The 25,594-nt window shown below is 60.3% G+C and carries 21 protein-coding genes and 1 pseudogene; 19 read left to right on the forward strand and 3 right to left on the reverse strand.

What is annotated here, in order from left to right; genetic code table 11:
• Positions 1–32 precede the first annotated feature (32 nt).
• The 16 genes from VIN30_RS02760 to VIN30_RS02835 all read left to right on the forward strand — a co-directional run bounded on the left by VIN30_RS02760 (position 33) and on the right by VIN30_RS02835 (position 17,718).
• Positions 33–1,511 (forward strand): helix-turn-helix domain-containing protein, encoded by a 1,479-nt coding sequence (locus VIN30_RS02760; RefSeq protein WP_338209102.1) that lies wholly within the window; start codon positions 33–35, stop codon positions 1,509–1,511.
• A gap of 156 nt (positions 1,512–1,667) precedes the next feature.
• Complete coding sequence (locus VIN30_RS02765; RefSeq protein ID WP_326424040.1) at positions 1,668–3,347, forward strand: FAD-dependent oxidoreductase; 1,680 nt, start codon at positions 1,668–1,670, stop codon at positions 3,345–3,347.
• A gap of 401 nt (positions 3,348–3,748) precedes the next feature.
• Entirely contained in the window at positions 3,749–4,063 is a 315-nt protein-coding gene (locus VIN30_RS02770) for a hypothetical protein (RefSeq protein WP_326424039.1), read from the forward strand.
• Complete coding sequence (locus VIN30_RS02775; protein ID WP_338209105.1) at positions 4,047–4,505, forward strand: PIN domain-containing protein; 459 nt, start codon at positions 4,047–4,049, stop codon at positions 4,503–4,505. Before VIN30_RS02770 ends, VIN30_RS02775 begins: the two co-directional genes overlap by 17 nt.
• Positions 4,506–4,647: 142 nt before the next feature.
• Positions 4,648–5,742 (forward strand): ATP-binding protein, encoded by a 1,095-nt coding sequence (locus VIN30_RS02780; RefSeq protein ID WP_338209108.1) that lies wholly within the window; start codon positions 4,648–4,650, stop codon positions 5,740–5,742.
• 396 nt (positions 5,743–6,138) lie between these two features.
• Complete coding sequence (locus tag VIN30_RS02785) at positions 6,139–6,639, forward strand: phosphoribosyl-ATP pyrophosphatase (RefSeq protein ID WP_326424022.1); 501 nt, start codon at positions 6,139–6,141, stop codon at positions 6,637–6,639.
• 2 nt (positions 6,640–6,641) lie between these two features.
• Entirely contained in the window at positions 6,642–8,072 is a 1,431-nt protein-coding gene (locus VIN30_RS02790) for a phosphoglucosamine mutase (RefSeq protein WP_338209110.1), read from the forward strand.
• A 766-nt stretch (positions 8,073–8,838) separates the two neighbouring features.
• Complete coding sequence (locus VIN30_RS02795) at positions 8,839–9,906, forward strand: hypothetical protein (protein ID WP_338209112.1); 1,068 nt, start codon at positions 8,839–8,841, stop codon at positions 9,904–9,906.
• 438 nt (positions 9,907–10,344) lie between these two features.
• Positions 10,345–11,760 (forward strand): sodium-dependent transporter, encoded by a 1,416-nt coding sequence (locus tag VIN30_RS02800; RefSeq protein ID WP_338209114.1) that lies wholly within the window; start codon positions 10,345–10,347, stop codon positions 11,758–11,760.
• A 342-nt stretch (positions 11,761–12,102) separates the two neighbouring features.
• Positions 12,103–13,383, forward strand: a complete 1,281-nt coding sequence (locus VIN30_RS02805) for an ammonia-forming cytochrome c nitrite reductase subunit c552 (RefSeq protein ID WP_338209115.1) — start codon at positions 12,103–12,105, stop codon at positions 13,381–13,383.
• 86 nt (positions 13,384–13,469) lie between these two features.
• A complete protein-coding gene (locus VIN30_RS02810; protein ID WP_338209116.1) occupies positions 13,470–14,942 on the forward strand; it encodes an ATP-binding protein in 1,473 nt (490 codons plus the stop codon).
• A 33-nt stretch (positions 14,943–14,975) separates the two neighbouring features.
• Positions 14,976–15,668, forward strand: coding sequence for a response regulator transcription factor (locus VIN30_RS02815; RefSeq protein ID WP_338209118.1), 693 nt, complete (start codon positions 14,976–14,978; stop codon positions 15,666–15,668).
• A gap of 90 nt (positions 15,669–15,758) precedes the next feature.
• The gene (locus VIN30_RS02820) at positions 15,759–16,172 is read left to right on the forward strand and encodes an argininosuccinate lyase (protein WP_338209120.1); all 414 of its coding nucleotides are present in this window, start codon (positions 15,759–15,761) and stop codon (positions 16,170–16,172) included.
• An 11-nt stretch (positions 16,173–16,183) separates the two neighbouring features.
• Positions 16,184–16,591 carry a type II toxin-antitoxin system VapC family toxin gene (locus tag VIN30_RS02825; protein ID WP_338209122.1) on the forward strand — a complete coding sequence of 136 codons (408 nt, stop codon included), beginning with the start codon at positions 16,184–16,186 and terminating at the stop codon, positions 16,589–16,591.
• A gap of 119 nt (positions 16,592–16,710) precedes the next feature.
• Positions 16,711–17,079, forward strand: a complete 369-nt coding sequence (locus tag VIN30_RS02830; RefSeq protein ID WP_338209125.1) for a DUF1016 N-terminal domain-containing protein — start codon at positions 16,711–16,713, stop codon at positions 17,077–17,079.
• Positions 17,080–17,220: 141 nt separating this feature from the next.
• Complete coding sequence (locus VIN30_RS02835; RefSeq protein WP_338209127.1) at positions 17,221–17,718, forward strand: PDDEXK nuclease domain-containing protein; 498 nt, start codon at positions 17,221–17,223, stop codon at positions 17,716–17,718.
• Between the two features lie 49 nt (positions 17,719–17,767).
• On the opposite strand, the gene VIN30_RS02840 is transcribed toward VIN30_RS02835, so the two are convergent.
• From VIN30_RS02840 to VIN30_RS02850, 3 genes and pseudogenes are all read right to left on the reverse strand, one after another.
• Positions 17,768–18,466, reverse strand: coding sequence for a response regulator transcription factor (locus VIN30_RS02840; RefSeq protein ID WP_326424006.1), 699 nt, complete (start codon positions 18,464–18,466; stop codon positions 17,768–17,770).
• Between the two features lie 78 nt (positions 18,467–18,544).
• Positions 18,545–20,221, reverse strand: coding sequence for a c-type heme family protein (locus VIN30_RS02845; protein ID WP_338209129.1), 1,677 nt, complete (start codon positions 20,219–20,221; stop codon positions 18,545–18,547).
• A 256-nt stretch (positions 20,222–20,477) separates the two neighbouring features.
• Positions 20,478–21,227, reverse strand: a pseudogene (locus VIN30_RS02850) (DUF3800 domain-containing protein); the annotation flags it as partial.
• A 267-nt stretch (positions 21,228–21,494) separates the two neighbouring features.
• Between VIN30_RS02850 and VIN30_RS02855 the strand changes: the two are divergent.
• The 3 genes from VIN30_RS02855 (at position 21,495) to VIN30_RS02865 (ending at position 25,592) form a co-directional block, all read left to right on the forward strand.
• Positions 21,495–24,131, forward strand: a complete 2,637-nt coding sequence (locus tag VIN30_RS02855) for a molybdopterin-dependent oxidoreductase (RefSeq protein WP_338209131.1) — start codon at positions 21,495–21,497, stop codon at positions 24,129–24,131.
• Positions 24,132–24,134: 3 nt separating this feature from the next.
• Positions 24,135–24,710 (forward strand): 4Fe-4S dicluster domain-containing protein, encoded by a 576-nt coding sequence (locus VIN30_RS02860; protein ID WP_420915313.1) that lies wholly within the window; start codon positions 24,135–24,137, stop codon positions 24,708–24,710.
• A 156-nt stretch (positions 24,711–24,866) separates the two neighbouring features.
• Positions 24,867–25,592, forward strand: coding sequence for a TorD/DmsD family molecular chaperone (locus VIN30_RS02865; protein ID WP_338209136.1), 726 nt, complete (start codon positions 24,867–24,869; stop codon positions 25,590–25,592).
• Positions 25,593–25,594 lie beyond the last annotated feature (2 nt).

Genomic DNA, 25,594 nt, shown 5'->3' on the forward strand with positions numbered 1-25,594 from the left:
CCATCGTCCCCCTCTTGATAGAGGAGGGGATTATGGCGGGACGTCTGGCCACGTTGGGGGCGGCGGATGTCAAGATCATTGCGGGTTCGGCGTGTTTCTGGGCATGGCTCGACGGCATGTTCATGAGCGCGTTCTTTCGAGGCTCCCATGAGGAAGGCCTGATGGCCGAGTTGGCGGTTGTGCTGCTCTTCGGCGTGAGCGCCGTGGGGTTTGCGGCTTTTCTGGCGTGGCCGGCGCGGGCAAACCAGTTGCTCGGCGAGAAGCGGACTCCGCTGATGGCAGCGGCGTTGGGTACCGTGGGATCGGCGTTGTTCGCCGCGGCGGGTGCCATGCATGCGGTGACATTGCTTGTTGTCGGCGGTGCCTGCTGCGCCGTTTGCATGGCTATGTTTCAGATGGGCTGGGGCGCCGTTTACTGTCGCGATGGCGCGAGAAGCGCGGCGCTGTATGCTTCGGGTGGTTTTGCGGGGGCGGTGATTATCGATTTGCCCTTGCTGTTCATGGTACCGCTGGCATCGATGGTGTTCTATGCGCTTTTGCCCCTGGTGTCCGGCGTGCTGCTCGTCTCTATCGGCGGTGATGAGCGTCGCTACCAAACGTCGGAGCAGGCAGTGGGCGGAGGTCCTTCTCTGCTGACGGCCATTGACCGGCGTTTGGGTATTCCGCGGATGCTTCTGCTGGCGGCTGCCTTGGTATTGGTCAGCTTCGGCTACCTTCAGCACCTGGTCTCGTTTTCCTCGGTGGCAAGCGGGGGCACTCCGGGTGGCGTTGTGGTGCAGCTAACACGCGGCGCGATGGCGGTGATCTTGTTTTCCGTGGTCATCTGTTCGCCCTCGCGTACAAACATCCTGTACCGCATGGGCCTGCTACTGATCATTGCCGGTTTCATGTTGATGCCCTTCTTATTCGGGTCGGGGTTGTTCTGGGTTGCGGGTGCCATCATTATCAGTGGCTATACGGCATTTGATTTGCTGGTGTGGGTGCTGTTTTCCCAGATTGCCCACACTCGTTCCGAAAGTCCGCTCCAAACTATCGCGGTCATTAAGCTGCTGGCCGTTATTTGCTATGTGGTAGGGGCGGTGGCTGGCATGGTTCTGGTGGGCAACGACGAGACCCTGCACACTTACGTGCTGCAAGAGACCACGCTCATGGGATATCTGGTGATGATAGCCACCGTGCTTTTGCTGAGCAGCAAGGATATGTGGGTGCTGTCGGGAATGGTCGCCACCTCTTCGGGTGCGAGCGGAGGGGAGGCTCGCCGGCAGTGCTTGGATCAGTGGTTCGTCGCCTATGGCCTAACGCCACGCGAACAGGAGATCGCCCATCTGCTGATAGCCGGCCGCACCCAGCCGTGGGTGGCAACCAGCCTGTGTATATCCGAGAACACGGTGGGCACGCACGTGCGCCATATTTACCAGAAACTGGGCGTACATGATCGCCAACAGTTCATCGATCTGGCGAATGACCAGTACACAGCCGTATCACCCGATTCACGTGAGGCGGTTTCCTGATATCACGAGGGTTGGCTGATCTTCCCGAATACGGTGTTTCGTGCGTTGGCGGCAGCGAGGCGCCGGTCCATGATGGAGCACGGCAATTGGAGGTTGCCCTCCCGATGCGCCTGGGGCGCACGGCGAGCATTTCACTATCATGGAAGGGGAAGGAACATGAATATCGACCGCAGGAGTTTCCTCAAAGGTGCGCTGGTATCGGGCGCAGCGGCGGCCGCCACGGTGGCGATGCCCGGGTGCAGCCCGGCGGCGCCGAGCGAGAAGGCAGCTGGCGATCTGGCCGCCACGGGTGCCCATAGCTGGGAAGTGGCTCCGGCTCCTATCGAGGACATCGCCTCCACGCAGGACTACGATGTGGTTGTCGTCGGCGCGGGTCTGGCTGGCGTGAACGCCGCTGAGGCGGCGGCGCGCAACGGTGCCAAGACCGTTGTCATCGAGCGCAACACCGGCATTTCCATCCGCGGCGTGGATGTGGGCCATATCGGTAGCCGCTACCATAAGGCTAACGGCTTCGACCTGGATCCGCGTGTGGCAGCGCGTTATCTGCACCACGCCTCGCACCAGACTACCAATTACGATCTCATCTACGTGTGGGCTTCCCGTTCGGGCGAGGTGTTCGACTATATTGAGGACCTGGGCGCTGCCAGCGGCGTAAGCATGGTGCCGGCACTTTCCGGTACGGCGAAGTATGGCAATTGGTCGAAGCTGCCCGAGCAGTGGCGTGTGTATCCCGACGCGGTGTCGTTCGTGCGTGGTGGCGAGACCTACGATATGCGCGACGACGGGCAGCCCGTGAACGTCACGCTCGGCGAGTTGGTGTACGACTCCGCCGTGAAGAACGGCGCCGAGTTCGTGTTCGAGACGCGTGCCGAGCAGTTGGTGGGCAATGCGGCTGACGGCATTACGGGTGTGATTGTGACGGCGGCTGACGGTAGCCACGTGCAGTACAACGCCAAGAAGGGCGTTATCCTGGCTACGGGCGACATCGGCGGCAACCAGGAGATGGTGGATGTGTTCTGTCCCATTTCCAATCGTTCCGACGCGAACGTGTATGCTCCGGCCGGCTTCAACAACGGCGACGGCATCCTCATGGGCTCGTGGGCCGGTGCGGCCATTTCCAAGAGCCCGGCCGCTCCGATGATCCATCAGTTCACGCTGGACACTCTGGAATTCAACCTCACCTCGTTCATCATGTGCTGGTTGGCAGTGAACGCCAACGGTGAGCGCTACGGCGCCGAGATGCCCTTCGAGCCCATGCTGACCAATGCCCGCATGAACACGCCGGGCAATATCGCCTGGTCGATTTTCGACGGCGACTACGAGAAATACCTCATGCAGCAGCAGCCCGAGCGCTTCGACCGCTTCATGGACGGTCTGGACGCCGTAATGGAGAAGTGGCTGGACAACGGCATGTTGGTGAAGGCCGACACTCTGGAAGATCTGGCTGCGCAGCTGGATGTGCCTGCTGATGCCCTGAAGGCGACGGTAGAACGCTACAACAGCATGGCCGAGACTGGCGAGGATGTTGACTTCGGCGTGCCGGAGCAGTTCCTGGCCCCGGTGAAGACGGCTCCGTTCTACGCTACGAAGAACGTGTGCAGTACCTTGACCATCCCCTTCGGTCTGCATGTGAATGCCGATTCGCAGGTGCTGACTGCCGAGGATGAGCCTATTCAGGGTCTGTTCGCCATCGGCAATGTGCAGGGCGACTTCTTCGGCAACGACTACCCGGTGCATTGCCCTGGCGTGAGCCATGGCCGCTGCGTGACCTTCGGTCAGCTGGTTGGCTCTGCGGTAGCCCAGGACAAGGTCATCTCCGAGCTGTCGTTCGCGTAAGAACTCGCTGACATACTACGTGCCATCAAGCGCGTCGCCTCCCTCCCCGACGCGCTTGCATGCTAAGGACGCGACCGTAGGCCGGCCGCGTCCTTGCGTTTCAGCTCATTGGAGTTGCTGCACTTGCGCCCAGTTGCATCGTCGGGTATTCCATGCGTGGCAATTCCGAGGATCATTTCGTAGGGGCGCCCTTTAGGGTGCCCGGCCAAGCTGTCGTTATGCTCGGGGGCCCGGGGCGGCTAAAGCCGCCCCCTACGGGGACTCGCCCGGGTCGATACTCGCTTTCTACAAGGGGGGCCTGTGGTTCTGGATGGCCCGCAGTTTCAGGTCGCCTAACCTGAAACTGCTGCTTGCTTGTTCGACGGTATTACATTATAGTGGCGGAAAGGAAGGAGGCCTGTATGGACGCCATCGTTTCGGCTCGCGTGCCCGTTGCCCTGAAGGAGCGTGGCAACGGTATTTTGCGTGATATAGGCTGCACGCCCACTCAGCTCATCAATGCTGCCTACCAGTTCGTGCTATCGGAGCATGAGTTGCCGAAGCCTCGTGACCCCCTCGAGGGAATGAAGGGCACGAAGCGAGAGCTGACCGATCAGCAGCGGGAGAAGATCCGCCGTTCCCTTCAGGCTATGTATGTCGGTCCACCGGCCACGGACGAGTCGTTTTCCAGCCAGTTGAGTGCCGCAAGGGATGAGCGCTATGCGCGTTTTGCTTGACGCCAACGTGCTGATAGACCTGTATACACAGCGGCCGCCCGAGGGTGATATCGCCCAGAAGTTACTGATCATGAGAGAATTCGGCGATGTTGAGCTCTGGGTCTCGGCAAAATCGTTCACCGATGTGTTCTACGTGCTTCACAAGACCTATAGCAGCGATTACGTGCAGAACGCCTTCGAAGAAAGCTACCAATGGCTGGAGATATGCTCCATCGATGGCGCCGACATTCATCGGGCGACAAGTCGCCGATGGGCCGACTTCGAAGATTGTCTGGTGGACGTGTGCGCCGAGAAGGTGAAGGCCGACTTTCTGCTTACCCGCGATGAAAAGGGGTTTGCCCAGGGTCATGTGCCTGCGATAAGCCCGGGCGATTTCTTCGACTACGTTGAAAGCGAATACCAGATTGCCTACGACGTCATCGACTTGAGCGAAGAGTTCTAGGCGTTACTCGCTTTCGACGAGCGTGCCGCCTTTGCCGTGGTTGAGGATGATTTTACGGGCGCGGGTGTAGGCGTCAAGAGCCGGTTCGCTTCTGAACCCTGCTGCTATAATTTGCTATAAAGGTACTATGAAGTGGGGTTTTATGAATCCGTTCAAGCCGACAGCGGGAAAGATGCCGCCCGAGCTCATCGGTCGCGATGCCATCGTCGAGGCATTCGTCGACGGCATGGACAACGGCCCGGGCGCTCCGGAGCGGCTGATGCGGCTGACGGGCGCTCGCGGCATGGGCAAGACTGTGATGCTTAACGAGCTAGGGCGCGTTGCGCGTCAGCGGGGCTGGACGGTCGTCGACGAAGTGGCGAGCGCGGGGTTCTGCGCGCGCATCCTCGATCGGCTCACGCCGCGCAGCCAGGTAGGGGCCATGCGCATCCAGTCCTCCATCCTCGGCATCAGCCTGGGGGAGGTGGACATCGAGCGCGCCTCCCTTACGTTGCGCGAAACCATGGAGGCTCGGCTTCGCGACGATAAGGCGGGTTTGCTCATCACGCTTGACGAGGTGCAGGACACCTCCCTCGATGAGGTACGGGCCCTTGCCGTTGCCGTCCAGCAGGTTATCGGCGCCGATCTGAACATCGCCTTCGTCTTCGCGGGTCTGCCTTCCATGGTCGACCGGGTGGTGAACGCCAAGACGCTCACGTTTCTGCGTCGGGCGATGCCCGAAGAGTTGGCGCCTCTCTGGTTCGAGGATATCGAGCAGTCGTTCGCCGAGACCGTTGCCGCCTCTGGCATGCGCGTCGCGCAGGATGTGTTGCCGGCTATGACGGAGGCCTCAGCCGGATACCCGTTCATGGTGCAGCTTGTGGGGTATTACACGTGGAAGGCTGCCCAGAAGCGTGGCTCCGACATTCTCGAGGGGCCAGACGCCCAGCAGGGCGTGGAGGCCGCTCGTCGTCAGTTCGATCGTATGGTGATAGAGCCCGCCCTGCACAACCTTCCGGAGTCGTTGCTCACCTACCTTCTTGCCATGGCAGAAGATGAGGGGGCGTCAAGCAAGGTGGGTGCTGTGGCCCTGCGCCTCGACAAGGGGCTGACGGAGCTGAGCTCGTATCGCAGCCGTCTTATTAAGGAGAATGTCGTTGAGTCGCGGGCCCGCGGAGAGATAGAATTCGCCATCCCGTACATGGTGGACTACCTGAATGCCCACCGCGCCGATCTGCTCGACGAGATGGGCCTGTAGGGGCAACCGCTTCGGCAAGGGTGCATTTGCATTATGTGATTTGGAGAAGGTGGCTTATGCGGGCCGCCTTCATCTTGTTGTACGGGTATCATAGATAGGCTGGCAAAGTCCGAACGTGGGCGGCGCTTCGAGAGGAGTGTTGCCTATGAATGTAGTTCATGAAACTCTGAGCGTGTTGGCGATGGTTGCAAACGTCGCCATCTTTATACTTGAAGTATGGAGAACGTGGAAGGAGCATAAGCGCGAGGATGACGCGGAGAGAAAGAAAAAGGGCTAGCTGCAACTAGCCCTTTCCAATCAATGACCCGCGCCGCCCGACCGGAGTGTAAGGTCACTCGGGCTTTGCTGGCCCCTGTAGTATATCACGTTGCGGTCTGAAGAGAAAGCAGTGCACCTATGGTCGATAAGACGTATATTCCCGAGGGGCAGGATGCCCCGGCCTCGCAGATCGGGGCTACTTTGGAGGCCCTGGCCGCCACCATTGCCGCGCGCCGCGACGCGGGCGAGGGCAGCTACACCTACCGGCTGCTGACCGCATCGCCCGATGCAGTGCTGAAGAAGGTGATGGAAGAGTCGGGGGAGGTGGCGCTGGCGGCCAAGGACGTGGAAAGCTGGGCCACGTCGTCCATTGCCGCGCTGATGGGCTTCGAGGCGGCCGCCGGCAACGCCGAGCTGGACGATGCCCTGTCGGTGCAGCTGCCGCCGGAATACGGGCAGGCGGTGGACCACCTGCGCTACGAGGCGGCCGATGTCGTGTATCATTTGCTGGTGGTGTTGGAGCGCTACGGCATCTCGCTGGACGAGTTCGCCGCCGAGCTGAACAACCGCATGACCGCAGACGAGCGCCCCACCGGTGCCGTGCGTCTGCATGAGGAATTCGTGAGAAGGGGAAAGTAGCCATGGCCCGACTATTTGGAACCGACGGCGTGCGCGGCATCGCGAACGTCGAGCTGACGTGTGAGCTCGCCTACCGCCTGGGTCAGGCCGCTGCCACATTCCTGGGGAAGTCCATCGTCGTGGGCAAGGACACGCGGCTTTCCGGCGACATGCTGGAAGCGGCGCTGGTGGCCGGTATCATGAGCGCTGGCGGCACCGCGCTGGTGGCCGGCGTTATTCCCACGCCCGGCGTGGCGCTGCTGGTGCGCGAGATGAAGGCGGCGGGCGGTGCGGTTATCTCCGCGTCCCACAATCCGCCGGAGTATAACGGCATCAAGCTGTTCGATGCCCATGGTTTCAAGCTGCCTGACGCCGTGGAGGACGACATTGAGGCGTTCATTGCTGCCGGGGGCTTGGAGGGTCAGGTGGCCAGTGCACGCGAGGTGGCCGACGCCGGCGCCCGCGTCGCAGCCGAGCAGGGGGCGCCGGCCGATGCGCTTACCTACATCGCTTCGGAAATCACGATGCCCTCGGGCGGTTCGCTCGGCGTTACCGTGCCGCTGGAGCAGGCCTGTGAGATTTACATCGATCACGTGGTGCGTTCTATCGAGAGTCAGGGTCTGAGCTTTAAGGGTATGCGCATCGCGCTGGATACGGGCCATGGCGCCTCCTCGCTGACGAGCCCCGAGGCTCTGCGTCGCTTGGGTGCCGAAGTGATCGTCATCAACGACGATTTCAGCGGCATGGACATCAACGTGCAGTGCGGTTCCACCCACTTGGAGCCCCTGCGCACGCTGATGGCCGAGTCGGGTGCCGATGTGGGCATCGCCCACGACGGTGACGCTGACCGTGTGATGCTGCTGTGCCCCGACGGCACCGAGGTGGACGGCGACATGGTGGAGGCCGTATGCGCGCTGGATATGCACGAGCGCGGTGTGCTGGCCGGCGACACCGTGGTTTCCACGGTCATGGCGAATTTCGGCTTCGTGCGCGCCATGCGCGAGGTGGGCATCAACGTGGTGCAGACCAAGGTGGGCGACCGCTACGTGCTGGAGGCCATGCGCGAGCACGGCTATTCCATCGGCGGCGAGCAGTCGGGCCACATGATTCTGCTGGACCACAACTCAACCGGCGACGGCCTTATGACGGCCTGCCAGTTCCTGGCTGCTGTGCTGCGCTCCGGCAAGCCCGTAGGCGAAGCGGTGCGCGTGATGGAGAAGATGCCGCAGACACTTATCAACGTGCGGGTGAACGATAAGCATGCTGTGGATGGCAACGAGGCCGTGGCCGCCGCCGTGGCTGCCGCCGAGGAGGCCCTGGGCGACGATGGCCGCGTGCTGCTGCGCCCCAGCGGCACCGAGCCGGTGGTGCGCGTGATGGTGGAGGCCGTTGACCCGGCCGCTGCCCGCTCGCACGCCGAGGCCATCGCCGCTGTGGTGGAGGCTAGCGTGTAAAAGCGCTGAACGACGCCATTCCCGGGGTGCTAATGAATGCCGCCGACCAACGAACGATGGTCGGCGGCATTTTTCTTTATAAAAGTTACGGATTTCTTTTTAGTAGCAGAAGGGTTTTCCGCTGAGAGTATCGCCGATGCGCTGCGGTGTGCCGCAGCCCTACTCGGTCTCACAACGAGGTAGTCGCCTGGCTCGACGAAGTGAAGCCAGTAGGGTTTTGAAGCCCTAAGGCTCTGTCGCCGCGCCGCTTCGCGTGGCCTTCTCTGCGAGAGGTGGGTACTCCGTCAGGGGGCCTCTGCCGTTCGCCGCGCTCGTGAATTGCCGACCACGGGCAAGCCCTTGCAAATTGCCGGCTATGGCCAAGCGCTTGTTCGTTCTTTTGTCGGCTGTCCGCGGGGGCTTGTGCAGAATATTGCGATAGGGAGACTCGCAAATGGCCGAAATGATGCTTTCGGCTCTTCCTAACGCAATATTTCGCACAAATGGCTCGCAGAGACTCTCCCTAACGTCAAATTCTGCTCATTAGAACGAGGGTCGCTGACATGAAGAAAACGGGTTGGCGAGTTTTGACCCATGGCGTAAAAACGGCCGTTGGCTTAAGTCGATGTTGTCTCAGTGTGACCCGCTAGGTACTCCGCGCTGGAAGAGCCTGCTTGGATTTGGCACTGTATTCGTCTAAAGATAATGGAAACGATCATGGATGGGGCTTCCGTATAGCTTTCAAGGGGGAGGGCCAATTTGGCCATCTTGCGTTAAAGTTTCCGCCATGAATATTTATCTCAGTCATCTTACCGCCCTGCGCTTTTGGCGAGCATGGTCAATCTTGCGTCCTCTCTCGCTTCGAGAGTTTCACGGCATGGGGAAAGTGGCAAGTGCGGATCTGTTCCCGTCGAGTCTTTACCAAACCTCGATGGTGCTGCGCGATTGCGCCATAACCGACCGGGACGTCTGCGGCACGCTGGACCTTCTGCCGAAGATGCCCGAGCTGCGCTTCTGCCTCAGGGACTGCACCGACGAGTTCGACGCTCAGCCCTGGCATATTCTGCATGACGATAAGGCGGGAGTGAAAAGCACGGCGCTCATTGCGCGCCATCGTAGCCGCCTGGATTTTCCGCGAGGGTCTTTTGTGCGCCTGGCGGAGGGGTTGTTCATTTGTGCTCCCGAACTGGTGTTTGTCCAGATGGCCTCCTCCCTCTCTTTCGGTGAATTGCTGGCATTGGGTTACGAAATGTGCGGCTGCTATCCCCGTATGACGCAGAAGGACGTTCCTCTGGTGCGTCGACCTCTCACAACGCCGAATCGTTTGATCGCCTACACGACCCGTTTACGCGGTGCGAGGGGGGCGAAACTTGCGAGGACAGTCGCGAAGCAGGTGCGCGCAAAGTCGGGTTCTGTGATGGAGACAGAGCTCGCCGCCGTCGCGTTTACTTCGGAGTGCTATGGCGGTCTCGGTATTGCAGAAGCGCTCATCAATGCTCCCGTTGCTCTTTCGGAGAGGGCGCGTCAGATTACTCGATCCAGTTGGGTTGTTCTTGATTTCTACTGGCCCGATGCCCATTTCGGCATTGAGTACAACGGGCGCGACTCTCACGCAAGCGCCGAACAGCAAGATCGCGATTCCCGTAAGCGAGATGGCCTTATGGTCGACGGCATTGAGACGATCACGCTGACAAACTCCCAATTCCAAGATACGAAGGAATGCACGAAACTGCTCGACAGGACCTCCTATCGTGCGGGGAAAAGACGCCGAAAGCGGTCTGAGGCGCATGCGAGCGTCCATCGAAAATTACGTTACCAGGTCGGCAAATTTCATCGCCGGCATTTTCCTCACTGATGTGCGGGCAATCGCTTGCTTTTGGGCGAGCGTGCTCGTCGGCGACGTTGGGGCCGATGCTGCCCTCGGTGACTGCCTGTTTTCTGCGCGCGAGTTGAGCGTCCGTTTCGTGCGCGTGGGATTTCGTGCGGGCGATAAGGGGCCGAGACCGATTGAAGCCGATGCGGGGCGTCCTTTGCCAAGGAACCTGTTGACGACGACCTGGAAAGTGTGCAAGATTTTCCGATCGGTAGACTTCTCGGCGGCTGATTGCCCGCGGCAGAGCCTTCTAACCGAAAAATCCTGCACAAGTTAGCTTCCTGGGATTCTCCCAATCGAAAAATCCTGCACAAAGGAACGGTAGGCGCGGACACGAGATTCGTCCTTCTAGCCGAAATGTACTTGTTGACGTGGCTCCTTTCGCTATGATGGAGAGCACGAAAAATCAAGGAGGACGTTGTGGTGAACAGAGGCGACAACATCGTTGCGGAAGAGGCGCGGGCCATCGAGGTCGGCGAGGAGGCGGGCGCGGGCCCGTCGGGCGGCAAGGGCGGTCGACGCGACACGTGGGCCACGCACACGGGCTTCATTCTGGCCTGCGTGGGCAGCGCGGTGGGCATGGCGAACATCTGGCTGTTCCCGTATCGTGTGGCCCAGCTGGGCGGCGCGGCGTTCCTCATCCCGTACCTCATCTTCGTGGCGTTGCTGGGCTTTACCGGCGTTATCGGCGAGATGGCCTTCGGTCGCGCCACTGGCAGCGGCCCCATGGGCGCGTTCGGTCGCGCCATGGAGATGCGCGGCGTGAGGAATGGCAGCCGCATCGGCAAGATCGTCGGCCTCGTTCCCACGTTGGGCTCGCTGGCCATCGCCATCGGCTATGCCGTGGTGCTTGGCTGGGCGTGCCACTACTTGTTCTCGTCATTGTCCGGCGAGCTGATGGCACAGCCCGACATGGGGGCCTTCTTCGGCGGCATCGCGTCCGATTTCGGCAACGTGGGCTTCCATCTGCTGGGGCTGGCCATTACCTTCGGCATTATGATTCTGGGCGTGTCCCGCGGCATCGAGCGTGTGAACAAGGTGCTCATGCCGCTGTTCTTCGTGCTGTTCGTGATCATTGCCATTCGCGTGGCCACGCTGCCGGGGGCCGATGCCGGCTATATGTATCTGCTGGTGCCCCGCTGGGAGGCGCTGCTGAATCCCACTACCTGGGTGTACGCCCTGGGTCAGGCGTTCTTCAGCCTGTCGCTGGCGGGGTGCGGCACGTTGGTGTACGGCAGCTACCTGAAGAAGGACGTGGACGTGGTGGACGCCGCGAAGAACGTCGCCATCTTCGACACTATCGCGGGCCTGGTGGCTGCGTGCGTGGTGGTGCCGGCTGTGTTCGCCTTCGGGCTTGACGTGTCCTCGGGGCCGCCGCTTCTGTTCATCACCCTGGCCCAGGTGTTCCAGGAGATGCCCTTCGGCAGCATCTTCGCCATCATTCTGTTCGTGGCCGTGGTGTTCGCCGCCATTACGAGCCTTATGAACCTGTTCGAGGCGCCGGTTGAGGCGCTGCAGGAGCAGGCGGGCCTGTCGCGTGCGGCGTCGGTGGGCGTGGTGGCCGTGCTGGCTGTGGCCGTGGGCCTGTTCCTGGAAAACGGCAGTTCGGTAAGCGACTGGATGGACGTCATCTCCATTTACGTGATTCCCGTGGGCGCGTTTTTGGCGGCCATCATGTTCTTCTGGGTGTGCCCGGCTGGCTTCGCGAAGCAGCAGGCGGAAACGGGCCGCGCGAAGCCTCTGGGGAAGTGGTTCACCTTCATGACCCGCTACGTGTTCGTGGGCATCACCGCGCTCGTCATCGTGCTGGGCATCTTCTACGGCGGCATCGGCTAGGGTTCGCATGCTGCGGTTAAGTAAGCAAACGAGACGCCCCCGTCGCGCTTGAGGCGACGGGGGCGTTTTGGTTGGAAAGCTCGAGTCCGTGGGAATTGCGCAGATGCTGCGGGCACGTCCAAACAGTAAGAATTTCGCAATAACTTGCAAGGAATCATATATGGGTGTGCTCGCTGCGCCCTCGTATACTCTTCTGAGGAAATTATGGCTCTGGCCGGGTGACTGTTCGTTTATTGCGATTTCGCAATCGCAATGCAAATCTCCCTCTATGCGGGCAAGTCTTCAGCGGCGATAGACTTCTGTCATCGTAAAAGGGCATTCTGTAGGGAGAAGGAGGAAGCTATGGAACGCAAGAAGCTGGGCGTGGCGGTTCTTACCGTGGCACTGTGCGGCGCTGTGGCTGGCGGTATGGCTCTGGCCGGCTGCTCCACGTCGCCTGGTGCCGACTCGAAGGCGCCGGCTACGGGAGGCACGACGACGCCTGAGGTAACCGTAGGGGCGAATGGCGTGTCCCACATCGCCGACTGGGAGAAGGTGTACCCGCTGCAGACGGCATCGTTCTTGAACGGCGCCAACGTCATCGAGGAGCGCGACGGCGACGATCGCTCGCATAGCCATGCGCTGCTCGCGGAAGAGATGGAGGCGTTCATCCCGGACGCAACCTATTCAGTGCGTTGCATGGGCTGCCATTCTTCGTGGTTCAAAGAGATCACCGAGGCGCACGGCACCAGCACCGATGTGATGGATTCTCCCATGGCGAGCTATCAGGACGAATTCCCGAACATGGAGTTCTGGGATTGCCGCACCTGTCACGAGGACGATCCGGCCAACATTCTGACGCCTACGAACCTTACGTTCAAGGCGGTTTCCAAGAGCTACGATTTCCCCGAGAAGGACACGGTGTGCGGCCAGTGCCACAGCGCTACGTCCGAAAACTTGTGGGAGACCGATTGGGATGCCATCGATATCTACCGCAATGGCGTTAGTGCCGACGGTCTGTTCCAGACGTTCCTGGATTCTGAGGCCGAGGGCCTTTCCAAGCCGGTGCCTGGTGGAGAAGGCGGCTACATCACCAAGTACGACGAGGAAACGGGACTTAAGTATTACGGCGGCGGATCTGTGGTCGATCTGGAGAACTTCCAGGGAAGCAATCATCAGAGTCTTGGCTTGACCTGCGCGTCATGTCATATGCCGCAAACGACGGCCGAGGATGGTACCGTGTATACGAGCCACGATGCCTCCGGTTCTCCCATCGAGAACCCTGTCGCACTGGAGTACTGCCTGACGTGCCACAAGAATCAGGGGATCGAATCGCCTGAGGCCATGAAGGAATTCGTACTGGGCAAGGAAGACGAACTGGCTGAAGGCCAGCTGTGGATGCGCGAGAACCTCGAGACGCTGAAGAGCGCGATCGCCGAGGCTGTGGCGTCGGGCGATGTGGACGAGGCGACGCTTGATGAGGCGCGCATGGCTTGGTCGAAGGGCAGCTGGTATCTGCGTTACACCTACGGCCATGAGGGTGAGAATGTGGGACGAAAGGCTGCTCACAATTTTGACCAGATGATGAATCTGATGCAGCAGGGACGCCAGATAGTGAGCGAGGCTATCGACTCGCTGGCGTAAGAGCACCGCATAGGGCCTGATCGGCGCACTCCTTTTCGAGGGGTGCGCCGTCGCATTTCGCGGGTACGGGAAGGCAAGGGGGTGTTATGGGAGCGCAAACGATAGGCGCCAAGCGGCTCTCGCTGAAGCTGATCCTGTCGGTGACGGTGGTGGTCGCCGTGGCCGCTGCCGCCTACGTGGTGTGGACCCAGTCTGCGCAGAATACGGCGGTTGAGAGCAAGGCTCTGGCCGAGGCGCGCACGCTCGACATCGAGATGCGGGCGGTGTGGAACTACATCGACGACTCCCAGCAGGCCATTAACTACAACGCTGACGGCTCCTACGATTTCAAGGGCATCTACTGTTCCATGGCGGGCAAGGCCATCGCCCAGCGCTTCACGCGCGAATCGAACGGCTACGTCATTCGCTATGTGCGCGAGAACCCCCGTTCCTCCACCGACGTTCCCGACCGCTTCGAGCAGACGGCTCTAAACCACTTCACCGTGGGCGGCGCCAACGAGCATTACGAGATGGCCGAGTACGAGGGCCGTCCCGTGTTCCGGTACGCCTCGGTGCTGCCCGTTAAGCGCAATTGCCTGCAATGCCACGGCGATCCGGCGGGAACGCCCGACGAAACGGGCTTCCTGCGCGAGGGTATGGAGCAGGGCGACGTGGCCGGGGCGGTGAGCATCATTATTCCCGTGGATTCCTACGTGCAGGAGGCGCATGCCGAATTCGTGCGGTCGGTGGGCTTCTTCTGCCTGCTTGCCGCCGCCATCGTGGCTGTATTGCTGCTGGCTATGAAGCTGTGGGTGTCGAGCCCTCTTGAGCGGGCGAACCGTCAGCTTGAACGGGAAAGCCAGCAGAAATCCGACTTTTTGGCGGTCATGAGCCACGAGTTGCGCACGCCGCTGACGTCCATCATCGCCTACACGGATATCTGGGAGAAAGAGCGGCAGACCAGCCCCGAGGCCCAGGAACGGTTTGTGCGTGAGATCAAGCAGAGCAGCGCGCAGCTGCTGGAGATGGTGAACAACACCATCGATGTGGCGCGGCTTGATGCGGGACGCCTCGAATTGCAGTGGGACGAGACGGACCTGTTCGATGTGGTGGGCGAGGTGATGGCCACCAGTGCGCCGCTGGCCCAGAAGCGCGGCGTGCGCTTAAGCCACGAGGTGGACTACAATGTGCCCATCATTTACTCCGATGAAGAGGCGCTTCGCAAGATTCTGCTGAACCTTGTGAGCAACGCCATCAAGTTTACCGAGTCGGGTGGCAGCGTGCGTCTCGCGGTTTACCCTGATGAGCCCGGCTGGATACGTATGGAAGTTGCCGACACGGGGATGGGCATCAGCGAGGGCGACCTGGCCCACATTTTCGAGAAGTTTTCGCAGGTGGGTCAGGCGGAGCATAGTGGCGGGAGCGGCATCGGCCTGTTTTTGGTGAAGAGCCTGACCGAGAGTCTGGGAGGATCGGTGTCGGTATCGAGCAAGCTGGAAGAGGGCAGCACGTTTACGGTCATGCTTCCCACCGGAGGGGAAGCGTCGCGCATCGGCGATGACGACGATACGCGCGACTGACGCGACGGGCTGCGGCGAAAGGAGAGGCTGCCCATGACGAAGATTCTTGTTGCCGACGACGAGGCGGCGCTGCGCGGGGCGCTCGACATCATATTGCGCAAGGCGGGCTACGAGACCTGCATGGCCACCGATGGCGCTCAGGCTATCGAGGTGTTCATGCAGCAGAGGCCCGATCTTGCCATTCTGGATGTGATGATGCCGCGGCTTTCGGGCATCGAGGTGTGCGAGGCCCTGCGCGCCATCAGTCCTGAAGTACCCCTGCTCATGCTGTCGGCCAAGGGGGCCGTCAGCGACAAGACGTGCGGCTTGCGGGCCGGTGCCGACGACTACGTGGTGAAGCCCTTCGACGACGAGGAGCTGCTGCTGCGCGTGGAGGCCCTGCTGCGTCGGCGCGGCCTTGCCGGAGTGGCTGAGCCCAAGAAGCTCACCGAGACGGTGACCATAGGCGACCTGTCTATCGACCCGCTGCGCTGCGAGGTGACCCTGGACGGCAGGGCCGTGGGCCTTACCCCGAAGGAGTTCCAGATTCTGGCGCTCATGGCCGACAATATCGGCCGTGTATTCACTCGCGAGGACCTCATCGAGGCCATCTGGGGCGAGGAATACGAGAGCAGCAACATTAGCATTCCCGTCTACATTCGCCGCATCCGCATGAAAATAGAGCCCGACCCTTCGAATCCCGTGCACCTGAAGACGGTGTGGCGTTTCGGCTATAAGCTGGAGTAGGGAAGATTGCCTCCGTGATACCTTCTCTCTGGTGTTGCATGAAAAAGTAGGTATAATGCATGCAATAGAAGATGAGCGAAGGAGGCCAATATGCCAGCGTTACAGGTGAGGGATTTTCCCGCGACACTGTATGACCAGCTGAAGGAATACGCGGCGCGCAACCACCGCTCCATTGCCCAGCAAACTATCATCGCCGTGGAGGAGATGCTGGCTGCTGCCGAGTTGCCAGTGTTTTCGGGCAGCGCGCAAGGGCGGGATAATTTCGGGGCATCGGGGAGCCGGGAGGTATTTCCGCGCCGCCTTGAAGAGCCGTGGCCTTTCAGGCGTACCGTCAGCGAAGAACGCGTCCAGAGGCGCCAGCGGGTATTCGCCGATTTCGATGAGATAGACTGGAAGGGTGCGCCGTCGACTGCTGAGGATATCGTCGCCTTCGTGAACGAAGGGCGCGACGAGCGCACCGAGCGCATCCTGTCGTCGGTTGACTCTCCTGATTTCGATGAGTAAGGCGGACGCGCATGGTTGTTATCGATGTTAATGCGGCAGTGGCTATAGCTAAGAACACTGAAGAGGGCGCAGCGCTCCGTTTGCTTCTCAGCAAGCCCGAACGTATTGTGGCCCCGCGACTCTTTCTTGAGGAAATGGGCAACGTCGCGTGGAAGTACGCGGCCATCGGAGATATTTCTGAAGATGACGCTTTGCGCCTTTTCTGGAAGGCGGCTGAACTTGTTGACTATTATGCCGACACAGAACCACTGCTTGCGGAGGCGATCAATGAGGCCATACGCCACAACCATCCCGTTTACGACATGATCTATTTCGTATTGGCTCGCCGCAACGCAGCAACGCTCTTTACTCTCGACAAGAAACTGCGCGCGATCTGCGAATTGAACGACGTGAGCTGCGTGGGGGTCGAACGGCTCTAGCGCTCACTCTGCGAACTTGTAGCCGACGCCCCAGACGGTGAGCGCGCGCTTCGCTGCTGGGGGTCGCCTTTTGCTGAAAAAGTATGTGCGGGCAAAGATGCGTAGAGGTTAATTCGATCATGGGAGTTGCTATGCTTGCTAATGATTCGGAATATATTGATGTTCTCAAGAAGATCAAGGCTGATATAGCTGAAACTCAGCGCAAGGCCGCTTCAGACGTTAACTCCAGGATTATTCAGCTGTACTGGCGTATTGGCTCCGAACTCAACAAGCGTGCTGTATGGGGGAGCAAACATATCGACTCGCTCTCGCGCGACATCCGAGCAGCTTTTCCGGGTATAGCGGGTTTCTCGGTGCGTAATCTTAAGTACATGAAGAAGTTTGCCGCAGAAATCGATGAGGAATTGTGCAGCAGCTGCTGCACAATTCCTTGGGGGCACGTTATGGTGCTCTTGGATAAAACGGCTCCAGGCGATCGGCGTAATTAATATATCAAGGCGGTTCTCGACAATGGATGGTCTCGCTCGATTCTCAACCATCAGATCGCCACGCATCTTTATGAGCGCCAAGAATCAGCTGGGAAGGTCACGAACTTTTCTCAGGCGTTGCCGCCAGCGCAAAGCGAGCTGGTGGAGCAGACCTTCAAAGATCCCTACATATTCGATTTCATAACGGCGCGGCAAACTGCCGAGGAGCGCGATATCGAGCAGGCCATGATGGACAATCTTACCAACGTTCTTTTGGAGTTGGGCACCGGCTTCGCTTTCCTTGGTCGACAATACCATCTTGTGGTAGGCGGGGACGATTTCTATATCGATATGCTTTTCTACAACGTGCGCCTGCACTGCTACGTGGTCATTGAGCTGAAGAACGAGCCGTTTAAACCAGAGTTTAACGGCCAGCTCGGGTTCTACGTTGCCGCAGTCGATGGGGATATGTGCAGAGAGGGGGATAATCCCACCATTGGCCTTTTGCTATGCAAGACGAAGAACGACGTAGTTGCCGAATACTCGCTTCGTTCCATGGATGCCCCCATTGGCGTAAGCGAGTACCGCCTTGGTGACGAGCTGCCTGAGGCTTATGCGAAGGTGTTGCCAAGCCCTGAAGATTTGCTAGCGCGTATATAGCGGATACTGTCCTATTCCATCGCTGGAGCGTTCTGGTGGAATGCGGAGGCTATTCCGCGAACTTGTAGCCGACGCCCCAGACGGTGAGCAGGTACTTCGGCTGGCTGGCGTTGTCCTCTATCTTCTCGCGGATGCGGCGGATGAACACGGTGATGGAGTTGGTGTCCACGGCGTTGCCCTCGCCCCAGATGTGCTCGTAAATTTGCTGCCGGGTGAACACTTGGCCGGGGTTGGCGGCCAGCAGCGCGAGAATCTCGAACTCCTTGCTGGTGAGGTCCAGCGCCGTACCGTTCTTCTCCACGGTGTACTTGCCGAAAGAGATGGACAGGTCGCCGATGGTGGTGTAGCCGTTCTGGGCGCTGGCTCGGGCGAAGGCCAAGTCGCCCTTGTGCCGGCGTAAGTGCGCCTCAATGCGCAGTAGAAGCTCGCTGTTGTCGAAGGGCTTCACCAGGTAATCGTCGCCACCGGCCTTGAAGCCGATGGATTTGTCCACGATATCGCCCTTCGCCGACAGGAAGATGATGGGCACGCGATGCCCGCGTTCGCGCAGGCGCGTACATACGTCGTAGCCGTTCATGCCGGGCATCATCACGTCCAGCAGCAGCAAATCGGGGCGCTCCTGCTCCAGCAATGCCAGGCCCTCCCGTCCGTCGCCGGCGCAGCAGAAAAGGTAGCCCTCGTCGGTGACGAGATGGCGCAGCGCCAGCTGCAAGCTGGGATCGTCGTCGATGAGCATGATCTTATCCATCGGTCCTCCTCGGTGGGTTGATGGTGTGACGGGCGTCTGCTGTGGGGAAGGCGCCCGAGCGCGTTTGGGGGCAGTGGGTCATACCTCGTTGCCTCCTATAAGGGGGATATTGTCGGGGATGCACACGGTGAAGGTGCTGCCGGCGCCCACGGTGCTTTCCAAGCTGACGGAGCCGCCGTGCATTTCGGCCAGCTCGCGCACGAGGGCGAGCCCCAGCCCGCTGCCGCCGTAGGCGCGCGACGACGAGCTGTCGGCCTGCACGAAGCGGTCGAAGATGGTGGCCCGACTCGCCTCGGGGATGCCGCAGCCGGTGTCGGCCACGGCGAATACGATGGCGCCCTCGTCGGGTTGGTGATCCGCCGAGAACACGATGCGCCCGCCCTCGGGGGTGAACTTCACGGCGTTGCTCATCAGGTTCTCCACGATGCGGCGCAGCTTCTCGGCGTCGGCCACGAACAGCGGCACGTCGCCGATGCGGTATTCCAGGGCGATGGACTTCTGGTCGGCCAGGGGCGCGATGGTGTTTTCCAGCAGCCCGATAACATCGCCGATATCCATCAGCTCGGGGCGGAAGCTCTCGCGCCCAGCATCGATGCGCGCCATTTCCAGAATGTTGTTGATCATCGACAGCAGGGTGCGGTGGTTGCTCTCCATCTCGTGCCACAGCCGCTCGTCCTCGGTGCCGAACTGGCCTTCTACGGCGCGCCGCTCACGCAAAATGTCGGCGAAGGCCATGGATGCGGCCAGGGGCGTGCGCAGCTCGTGGCTCATCATGGCCAGAAAATCACTGCGGTACTGGTTCTCCTCGGTCAGGGCCTCGTTGGCCTTTTCCAGCTCGGCGCTTTGGCGGGCAAGCTCGGCGTTGGCGTGCTCCAGCGCCGTGGTGCGCTCGGCGACCAGTTCCTCCAGATGCCCCGTGGTCTTTTCCAGCTGGGAGGTCATCTGGTTGAATCCGCAGGACAGCACGGCCATCTCGTCGGACGAGCGATCTTGGGGCAGACGAGCGGAGTAATCGCCCTCGGCGACATCCTCCATGGCGGTGCGCACCTGGGCGAGGGGCCGTGTGACCAGGTGGGATATGGCAATGGAAATGATGGCGACGCACGCGACGATGAGGGCGAGCGAGAAACCGATGTTCAAGGCGGCGTTCTCGTTGGAGGCGGCCACGAACGCCTCGGTGGGAATATCCATGGAAAGCGCGCCGTACACGTGGCCCTGCGCAAACCCCTCGCGCGGGTACCCGGAAAGATCCAGTTCGCCGGCGGGTTCGCCGTGGCACGACAGGCAGCTCTGCACGAGCGCCATGGGTTCGGCGTAACGGAACACGCGCTGGCCGTCCACCTCGGCAAAAGTGTAGTACTCGTTTAAGTCCGGGTCGGCGCGGAAGGCATCGATGGCCGTCTGCTCGAAGGCGTCGGGCTCATCGGCGCGGTTGCGGGGCGTGTCGCTCACGTAGCGCACGGAATAGTCGGTGTCGCGCGTGAAGTAGGCGCCCACCGACCGGCCGGCGATGGAGCACTGCAGTCCCTTGAATTCGAAGTTGCCAGCGCTGTCGTAGTTGATCTTGTCCTGGTTGTGGTTCATGAACTCCCACACGGCCTCCATGTTGGCCGAAAGCGCGCGGGCCTGCTGCACCAGCTCGGCTTCTTCCAGCTCGGCTCCGCGGCTGGACTCCCACAGCACGTTGGCGCACAGGAACACCGTGACCACGCCGAGCACGAGCACGGCGATTTTGGTACGAAGCTTGATGCGCATGGAGCCGCCCCCCTCGATCTCTCGTCGGACCGCAGATTTCCCCTGCGTAAAGTCTACTTTATTTCAGAGGCCGGAGGAAACGGCAAGGAAAAATAATGACGCAATGCCAACAAGACCTGGAACTGGGAGAACGCCGCGCAGTAAGATTTCCGCAATAACTTGTCGGAAAGTTATGAGATTTGATTTATGGCTGTTTCTAAAGCTTGCGCAGCCTTTCGAGGCCTAGGAAAGAGCGGCTCGGTTTCGTTGTGATGTGTTATGATGGATGCGAAAAGGTTCCTCCCCAGCGATAAGAGCTCCGCTGCTCTTCCTTATGGATAGCTGGGGAGGTCGTTTTGCTTTTGGGGCGCGTGGCCGCCTGCGAGGGTGCTACCCGGATGGTGCGAATTGAGCCATCGCCAAGTCGTGCTAGCTGCGAAGGGTCGTTCGACTCCCATTTTCGATAGAGCGCCCAAGCATAGTAATCGACGGCCTGGAGGGCCAGATCGCTTTTAGATGCCATGGGCATAACCGTAAAGGTCATGCCGGTTCCTTCGAGCACCGTTGCCAACGCGCGTTTAAGGGCTCCGACGATTGCCCTGCGCTTCTTTTGCACAGGAATTGAGTCGAGCATGATGCTGATATGACTGTATGAGGCATCGCGAATCTCTGCAGCTACAAGGGTGCTGAGGAGGCTTTCTGCGGCGGTCTGGAATAGCTCCTCGGGCGTTTGCCGGTTTGGTGCTAAGGCCGCTTTCTCGAGTATCGCCGCGTAGCCGCGCGCATCTCTCGAATGCTTTTTCAACGTGGAGAAAACACGCTCTCTTGTTTCGAGCGAGTCTTCCGTAGCGTGAAAATAATCATTGTGCTCGTGACTGTTGCTGAATCGCCCCTGTGCCGCAATGGTCGCGTAGCGACATTCGAGCAGCGCTCTGTGCAGAGGAAAGTTCTCGCCTGTTAAAACGAGGCCGGTATAGAGAAAGAAACGGGTCCCCGAGTCACCGAAATATGTGTCACCTGCTTCGTCAAGATATACGAGTAACGTTTTCTAACCATCAATTTCCGTCATAAAAAGAACCTTTCATGATTTCTTATATCATACTGCACCGATTCTCTTCCCGGGCGTAAGAAGTGGGTTTCTTGGAAGCTGTCTTTTGCAGCAAGTAAGATTTCCGCAATAACTTGTCGGAAAGTTATGAGATTTGGTCTATGGCTCTTTCTGCGGGGGGGGGGGTATCTTTTCGCCATCGCGGGGTCGAATCCCTGCGCTCGAGACGAAGAGGAGGATTGAGAGATGGGTTATCTGGAACAAGCGACCCAGACGACGGTGAGCCGGCGCGGGTTCGTGAAGGCTGGTGCCGCCGCGGCTGCCGCTACGGCGCTGACCGGCGCTCTGGCCGGCTGCAGCCCTCAGAGCGAGAATGCCGTGGAGTTGTCGGAGACCGGCAATCCCGAGGAGGGTGCGACATGGATTCCCGTAGCCTGCTGGCTGGGTTGCGGAACTGCCGCTTGTCGCAACATGGGTCTGGTGAAAGACGGTATTGTGCTGCGCCAGAAGAGCGACGACTCCCACGAGGACAGCGCCGAGCATCCCCAGCGTCGCGGCTGCTTGCGCGGACGGTCCCAGCGTAAGCACGTGTTCTCTGCCGACCGCCTGAAGTATCCCATGAAGCGCAAGGGTTGGAGCCCCGATGCCCCCAACGGCGAAATGCGCGGCAAGGACGAGTGGGAGCGCATCAGCTGGGACGAGGCGCTGCAAATCATCCACGACGAGCTGCAAAAGGCTATCGACACCTATGGTCCCGCCTCCATTCTGGCCCATGGCGAGATCACGGGGCTGCTGAACAAGCTCGGTGGCTACACCACCTACTGGAGCACCCATTCATTCGGTTCCTACTCGCTGAGCACGCGCTTCAACGGCTACCATCATCATGGAAAGGTGACGGCCTCTGATCGTCTTTCCATGGCGAAGAGCGAGACAGTGGTCATGTTCGGCGTGAATCCGGCTTGGTCGGGCTGCGGTACCCAGTCGTGGTATTGGCAGCAGGTGAAGGAGGCCGGCGCGAAGTTCATCGCCGTCGACCCGCGCTACAACGATTCCTACGCCATGCTGAACGCCGAGTGGATTCCCATCTACCCCGGCCAGGACGACGCGCTCATCCTCGGCTTGGCTTATGTGCTCATCACCGAGGACGACCCGGCGAGCAACCCCCTGATCGATTGGGACTTCCTCAGTCGCTGCACTATTGGCTTCGATGCCGACTCCATGCCCGAGGGCGCCGATCCGAAGGAGAATTTCCGCGACTATGTGCTGGGTACCTATGACGGCACGCCGAAAACACCCGAGTGGGCTTCGAAGCTGTGCGGTGCCAGCCCCGAGCAGATTCGCGACCTGGCTTACGAGCTGAAGCCCGAGAAGAAGGTGTCCATCGTCACCTCCTGGGCGCCGGCTCGTCGCCACGACACCGACCACCTTTCCCAGATGTTCATGACTCTGGGCTCTATGACGGGCCACTTCGGTAAAGAAGGCCACATGTGCGGCATTTGCTGCGATGCCATGACGGCCGATGGCGGTCCGCGCCTGTTCTCCACAGGATCGTCGGGCAATCCCGATATTGAGAACGCGCTGGACGAGTGCATCAACACCGGCGAGCTGTGGGAGTCGGTATTGAAGGGGGAGTATACCTTCAACGGCCGTATGCCTGGTTATGGTTTCGACAACCTGAACCCCATCGCCGAGAAGCGTTCCTGCGACATTCACGTGCTGTATGCCACGGGCATCGGCTGGCTGGGTTCCAACGAGGACATCAGCAAGGGCATCGAGGTGTTCCGCAAGATGGATTTCGTGGTGGCGCATGCCTGGGCGCCGAATCCGCCGGCCATCTACGCCGACATTGTGCTGCCCGTGACCACGCCGTGGGAGCGTGCGGGTCGTATCTCGGCCGATGGCGGTCGCGACACCATTACGCTGGCTCAGCCGGTATGCGATCCGCTGTATGAGGCTCGCAGCGACCAGGATGTCGTGCGCGGCTTGGCTCCCCTGTTCGGCTTCAAAGAGGAGGACTTCTACTGCGGTAGCGAGAAGCAGCAGTTGTTCAACCAGATCGCCGGTTCCACGGTGTTCGATCCTGCCGACGGCGAGACTCCCATTCCGCTGGTGACTATCACTCAGGACGATATCGACGAGTGGGGCGTGGAAGGCGAGCCGCAGGAAGGGCAGGTGGCGCTGAAGGAGTTCTGGGAGACGGGCGTGGTTACCGTGCACCGCACCGATGGCGACACTTACACCCACATTCCGTTCAAGGCGTTCCGCGAAGACCCCGAGGCCAATCCCTCCGAGAACTCCGAGAGCGGCAAGTTTGAGATTTACTCTCAGAAGATGGGCGAGACGCTGAGCGCTATGGGCTACGGCGAAGTGTCCCCGCTGACCGTGTACAAGGAGAAGGCCATGGGCTACGAGGCCACGTTCTCTGACTTTGCGGCAGGGGTGAAGGGCGAGTATCCCTTCCAGGTATTCTGCCTGAAGACCCTGCGTGACGTGGCGTCCACCATGGACAACGTTCCCCAGCTGCGCGAGACCATCGAGAACCCCGTGATCATGGCTGCAGCTGACGCAAAAGATCTGGGTATTCAGACTGGCGATGCCGTGAAAGTGACGAGTCCTACCGGCGCCATTGTGCGTAAGGTGTCCGTCACTGCGCGTCAGATGCCGGGCACACTGGTGGTGCCGTGGGGCGGCTGGTATGAGTACGACGAGGCGGCTCAGGCCGATGTGGGCGGTGCGTCCAACACGCTGACTGGCGGTGTGGTGACCGGTCAGGGTACCTCGGGCTACAACAGCGCCATTGCCAAGGTTGAGAAATACACGGGCGACATTTTGAACGACGTTGAGAAGGCCCCGGTGGTTTTCTTCGAAGAGGATGGTGAATAGGCCATGGCACACAAGGGATTCTATTTTAACCAGGAAAGCTGCGTGGGTTGTCGCACCTGCCAGGTGGCCTGCAAGGACAAGAACGATCTTCCCATCGGCATCATCTACCGCAAGGTGGATAGCTTCGAAACTGGTGATTTCCCCACTTCGATGCTCTACCACCTGACCCATACCTGCAACCACTGCGAGAGCCCTGCGTGCGTGGCGAACTGCCCGACAGGAGCCATGTACATCGATGATGAAGACGGCACCACCCAGCACGACGACGAAGTGTGCATCGGTTGCGAGACCTGCGTGAAGTCGTGCCCGTACGAGGTACCCCAGTATCTTCCCGAGCTGAAGATCACCGGAAAGTGCGATGCCTGTCTGAGCCTACGCAAGAACGGCGAGGAGAACATGTGCGTGGCATCGTGTCCCATGCGCGCGCTGGAGTTCGGCGATATCGAGGAGCTGCGCGCGAAGCATCCCGAGGCCGTGGACAAGATTGCCGTGCTGCCCGAGCCGGACACGGCCCCGTCGTTGGCCATCGACGCCAAGCCGGCCGCGCTGGAGGAGGATTGGGCTTCAGTGCTCGTTTAGTTGCTACCGGGGCGCTGCGGCACCTCTCCCTCTGATAATCGTCGCACTGCCCCTGTACATTGCGCCGGGCCGACATCCCTCCCGTCGGCTCGGCGTTTTCGGTAGTGCTTTTCATTGCGTCTGGCGAGGTGCCGGGCGAGAAGGAAGGAGACGGTAGTGGAAGACGATGCGATGGATTCCGCCTCGGTTGCAGCTGCGCTGCAGGGGCGTCAGGCGGTCTATACGCTGCTGGCGCGGGCGTGGGCCGATGCACTCGATGCCGACGCTGCATCGGTTCTCGGCTCTTCCGACTGGGAGACGGTGCTGGCGCTGTTCGAGGAAGACGGCGGGCAGTCGCTGGTTGGGCAGTGGCGTGCGGTTGCGGCGGCGATTGACCGATGGGGCGTTGCCGACGCCGAGCGGGCATTCAACTGGTGCTTCATGGGCGTGGGTACGCGGGTGGCTCCTTGGGAATCGGTATATGTGACCGGAGAGCGCCTGGTGTTTCAGCCGTCTACTCTGGCGGTGCGCGAGGCCTATGCCGCATGGGGACTCGCTGCCAGGAAGAAGGGGTCAGAACCTGACGATCATATCGCCACGGAATGCGATTTCATGGCGAAGATGGCCCAAAGGGCTGCCGGTGCTTTTAGCGACGGGGACGACGTTGGCTGCAAGAAGGCCCTCGTGGCCTCGCGAGCGTTTCTGTCCGACCATCTCGCCAGCTTCGCTGTGGAATTGGGTCGCTCTTTGGCGCAGGCCTGTGAAGAGGCTGTCGAGGCAGGTGTCGGAAGCGCCGAGGTCGTGGAGTGCGCACTTGCTTTATATGGTGAGTTGTCCCGGTTCAGTGCTGCGTTTTTCGAGTGCGATGGCAAATTGATCGACGAACTGATCGGAACGCTGTAAGA

The sequence above is a fragment of the Adlercreutzia wanghongyangiae genome (assembly GCF_035989245.1).
GTDB lineage: Bacteria > Actinomycetota > Coriobacteriia > Coriobacteriales > Eggerthellaceae > Adlercreutzia > Adlercreutzia wanghongyangiae.

Bases quoted from the DNA above. Each gene is read 5' to 3' on its own strand.
- VIN30_RS02760 (WP_338209102.1), top strand. From the start codon at position 33: ATGGCGGGACGTCTGGCCACGTTGGGGGCGGCGGATGTCAAGATCATT.
- VIN30_RS02765 (WP_326424040.1), top strand. From the start codon at position 1,668: ATGAATATCGACCGCAGGAGTTTCCTCAAAGGTGCGCTGGTATCGGGC.
- VIN30_RS02770 (WP_326424039.1), top strand. From the start codon at position 3,749: ATGGACGCCATCGTTTCGGCTCGCGTGCCCGTTGCCCTGAAGGAGCGT.
- VIN30_RS02775 (WP_338209105.1), top strand. From the start codon at position 4,047: ATGCGCGTTTTGCTTGACGCCAACGTGCTGATAGACCTGTATACACAG.
- VIN30_RS02780 (WP_338209108.1), top strand. From the start codon at position 4,648: ATGAATCCGTTCAAGCCGACAGCGGGAAAGATGCCGCCCGAGCTCATC.
- VIN30_RS02785 (WP_326424022.1), top strand. From the start codon at position 6,139: ATGGTCGATAAGACGTATATTCCCGAGGGGCAGGATGCCCCGGCCTCG.
- VIN30_RS02790 (WP_338209110.1), top strand. From the start codon at position 6,642: ATGGCCCGACTATTTGGAACCGACGGCGTGCGCGGCATCGCGAACGTC.
- VIN30_RS02795 (WP_338209112.1), top strand. From the start codon at position 8,839: ATGAATATTTATCTCAGTCATCTTACCGCCCTGCGCTTTTGGCGAGCA.
- VIN30_RS02805 (WP_338209115.1), top strand. From the start codon at position 12,103: ATGGAACGCAAGAAGCTGGGCGTGGCGGTTCTTACCGTGGCACTGTGC.
- VIN30_RS02810 (WP_338209116.1), top strand. From the start codon at position 13,470: ATGGGAGCGCAAACGATAGGCGCCAAGCGGCTCTCGCTGAAGCTGATC.
- VIN30_RS02815 (WP_338209118.1), top strand. From the start codon at position 14,976: ATGACGAAGATTCTTGTTGCCGACGACGAGGCGGCGCTGCGCGGGGCG.
- VIN30_RS02820 (WP_338209120.1), top strand. From the start codon at position 15,759: ATGCCAGCGTTACAGGTGAGGGATTTTCCCGCGACACTGTATGACCAG.
- VIN30_RS02825 (WP_338209122.1), top strand. From the start codon at position 16,184: ATGGTTGTTATCGATGTTAATGCGGCAGTGGCTATAGCTAAGAACACT.
- VIN30_RS02830 (WP_338209125.1), top strand. From the start codon at position 16,711: ATGGGAGTTGCTATGCTTGCTAATGATTCGGAATATATTGATGTTCTC.
- VIN30_RS02840 (WP_326424006.1), bottom strand. From the start codon at position 18,466: ATGGATAAGATCATGCTCATCGACGACGATCCCAGCTTGCAGCTGGCG.
- VIN30_RS02845 (WP_338209129.1), bottom strand. From the start codon at position 20,221: ATGCGCATCAAGCTTCGTACCAAAATCGCCGTGCTCGTGCTCGGCGTG.
- VIN30_RS02855 (WP_338209131.1), top strand. From the start codon at position 21,495: ATGGGTTATCTGGAACAAGCGACCCAGACGACGGTGAGCCGGCGCGGG.
- VIN30_RS02860 (WP_420915313.1), top strand. From the start codon at position 24,135: ATGGCACACAAGGGATTCTATTTTAACCAGGAAAGCTGCGTGGGTTGT.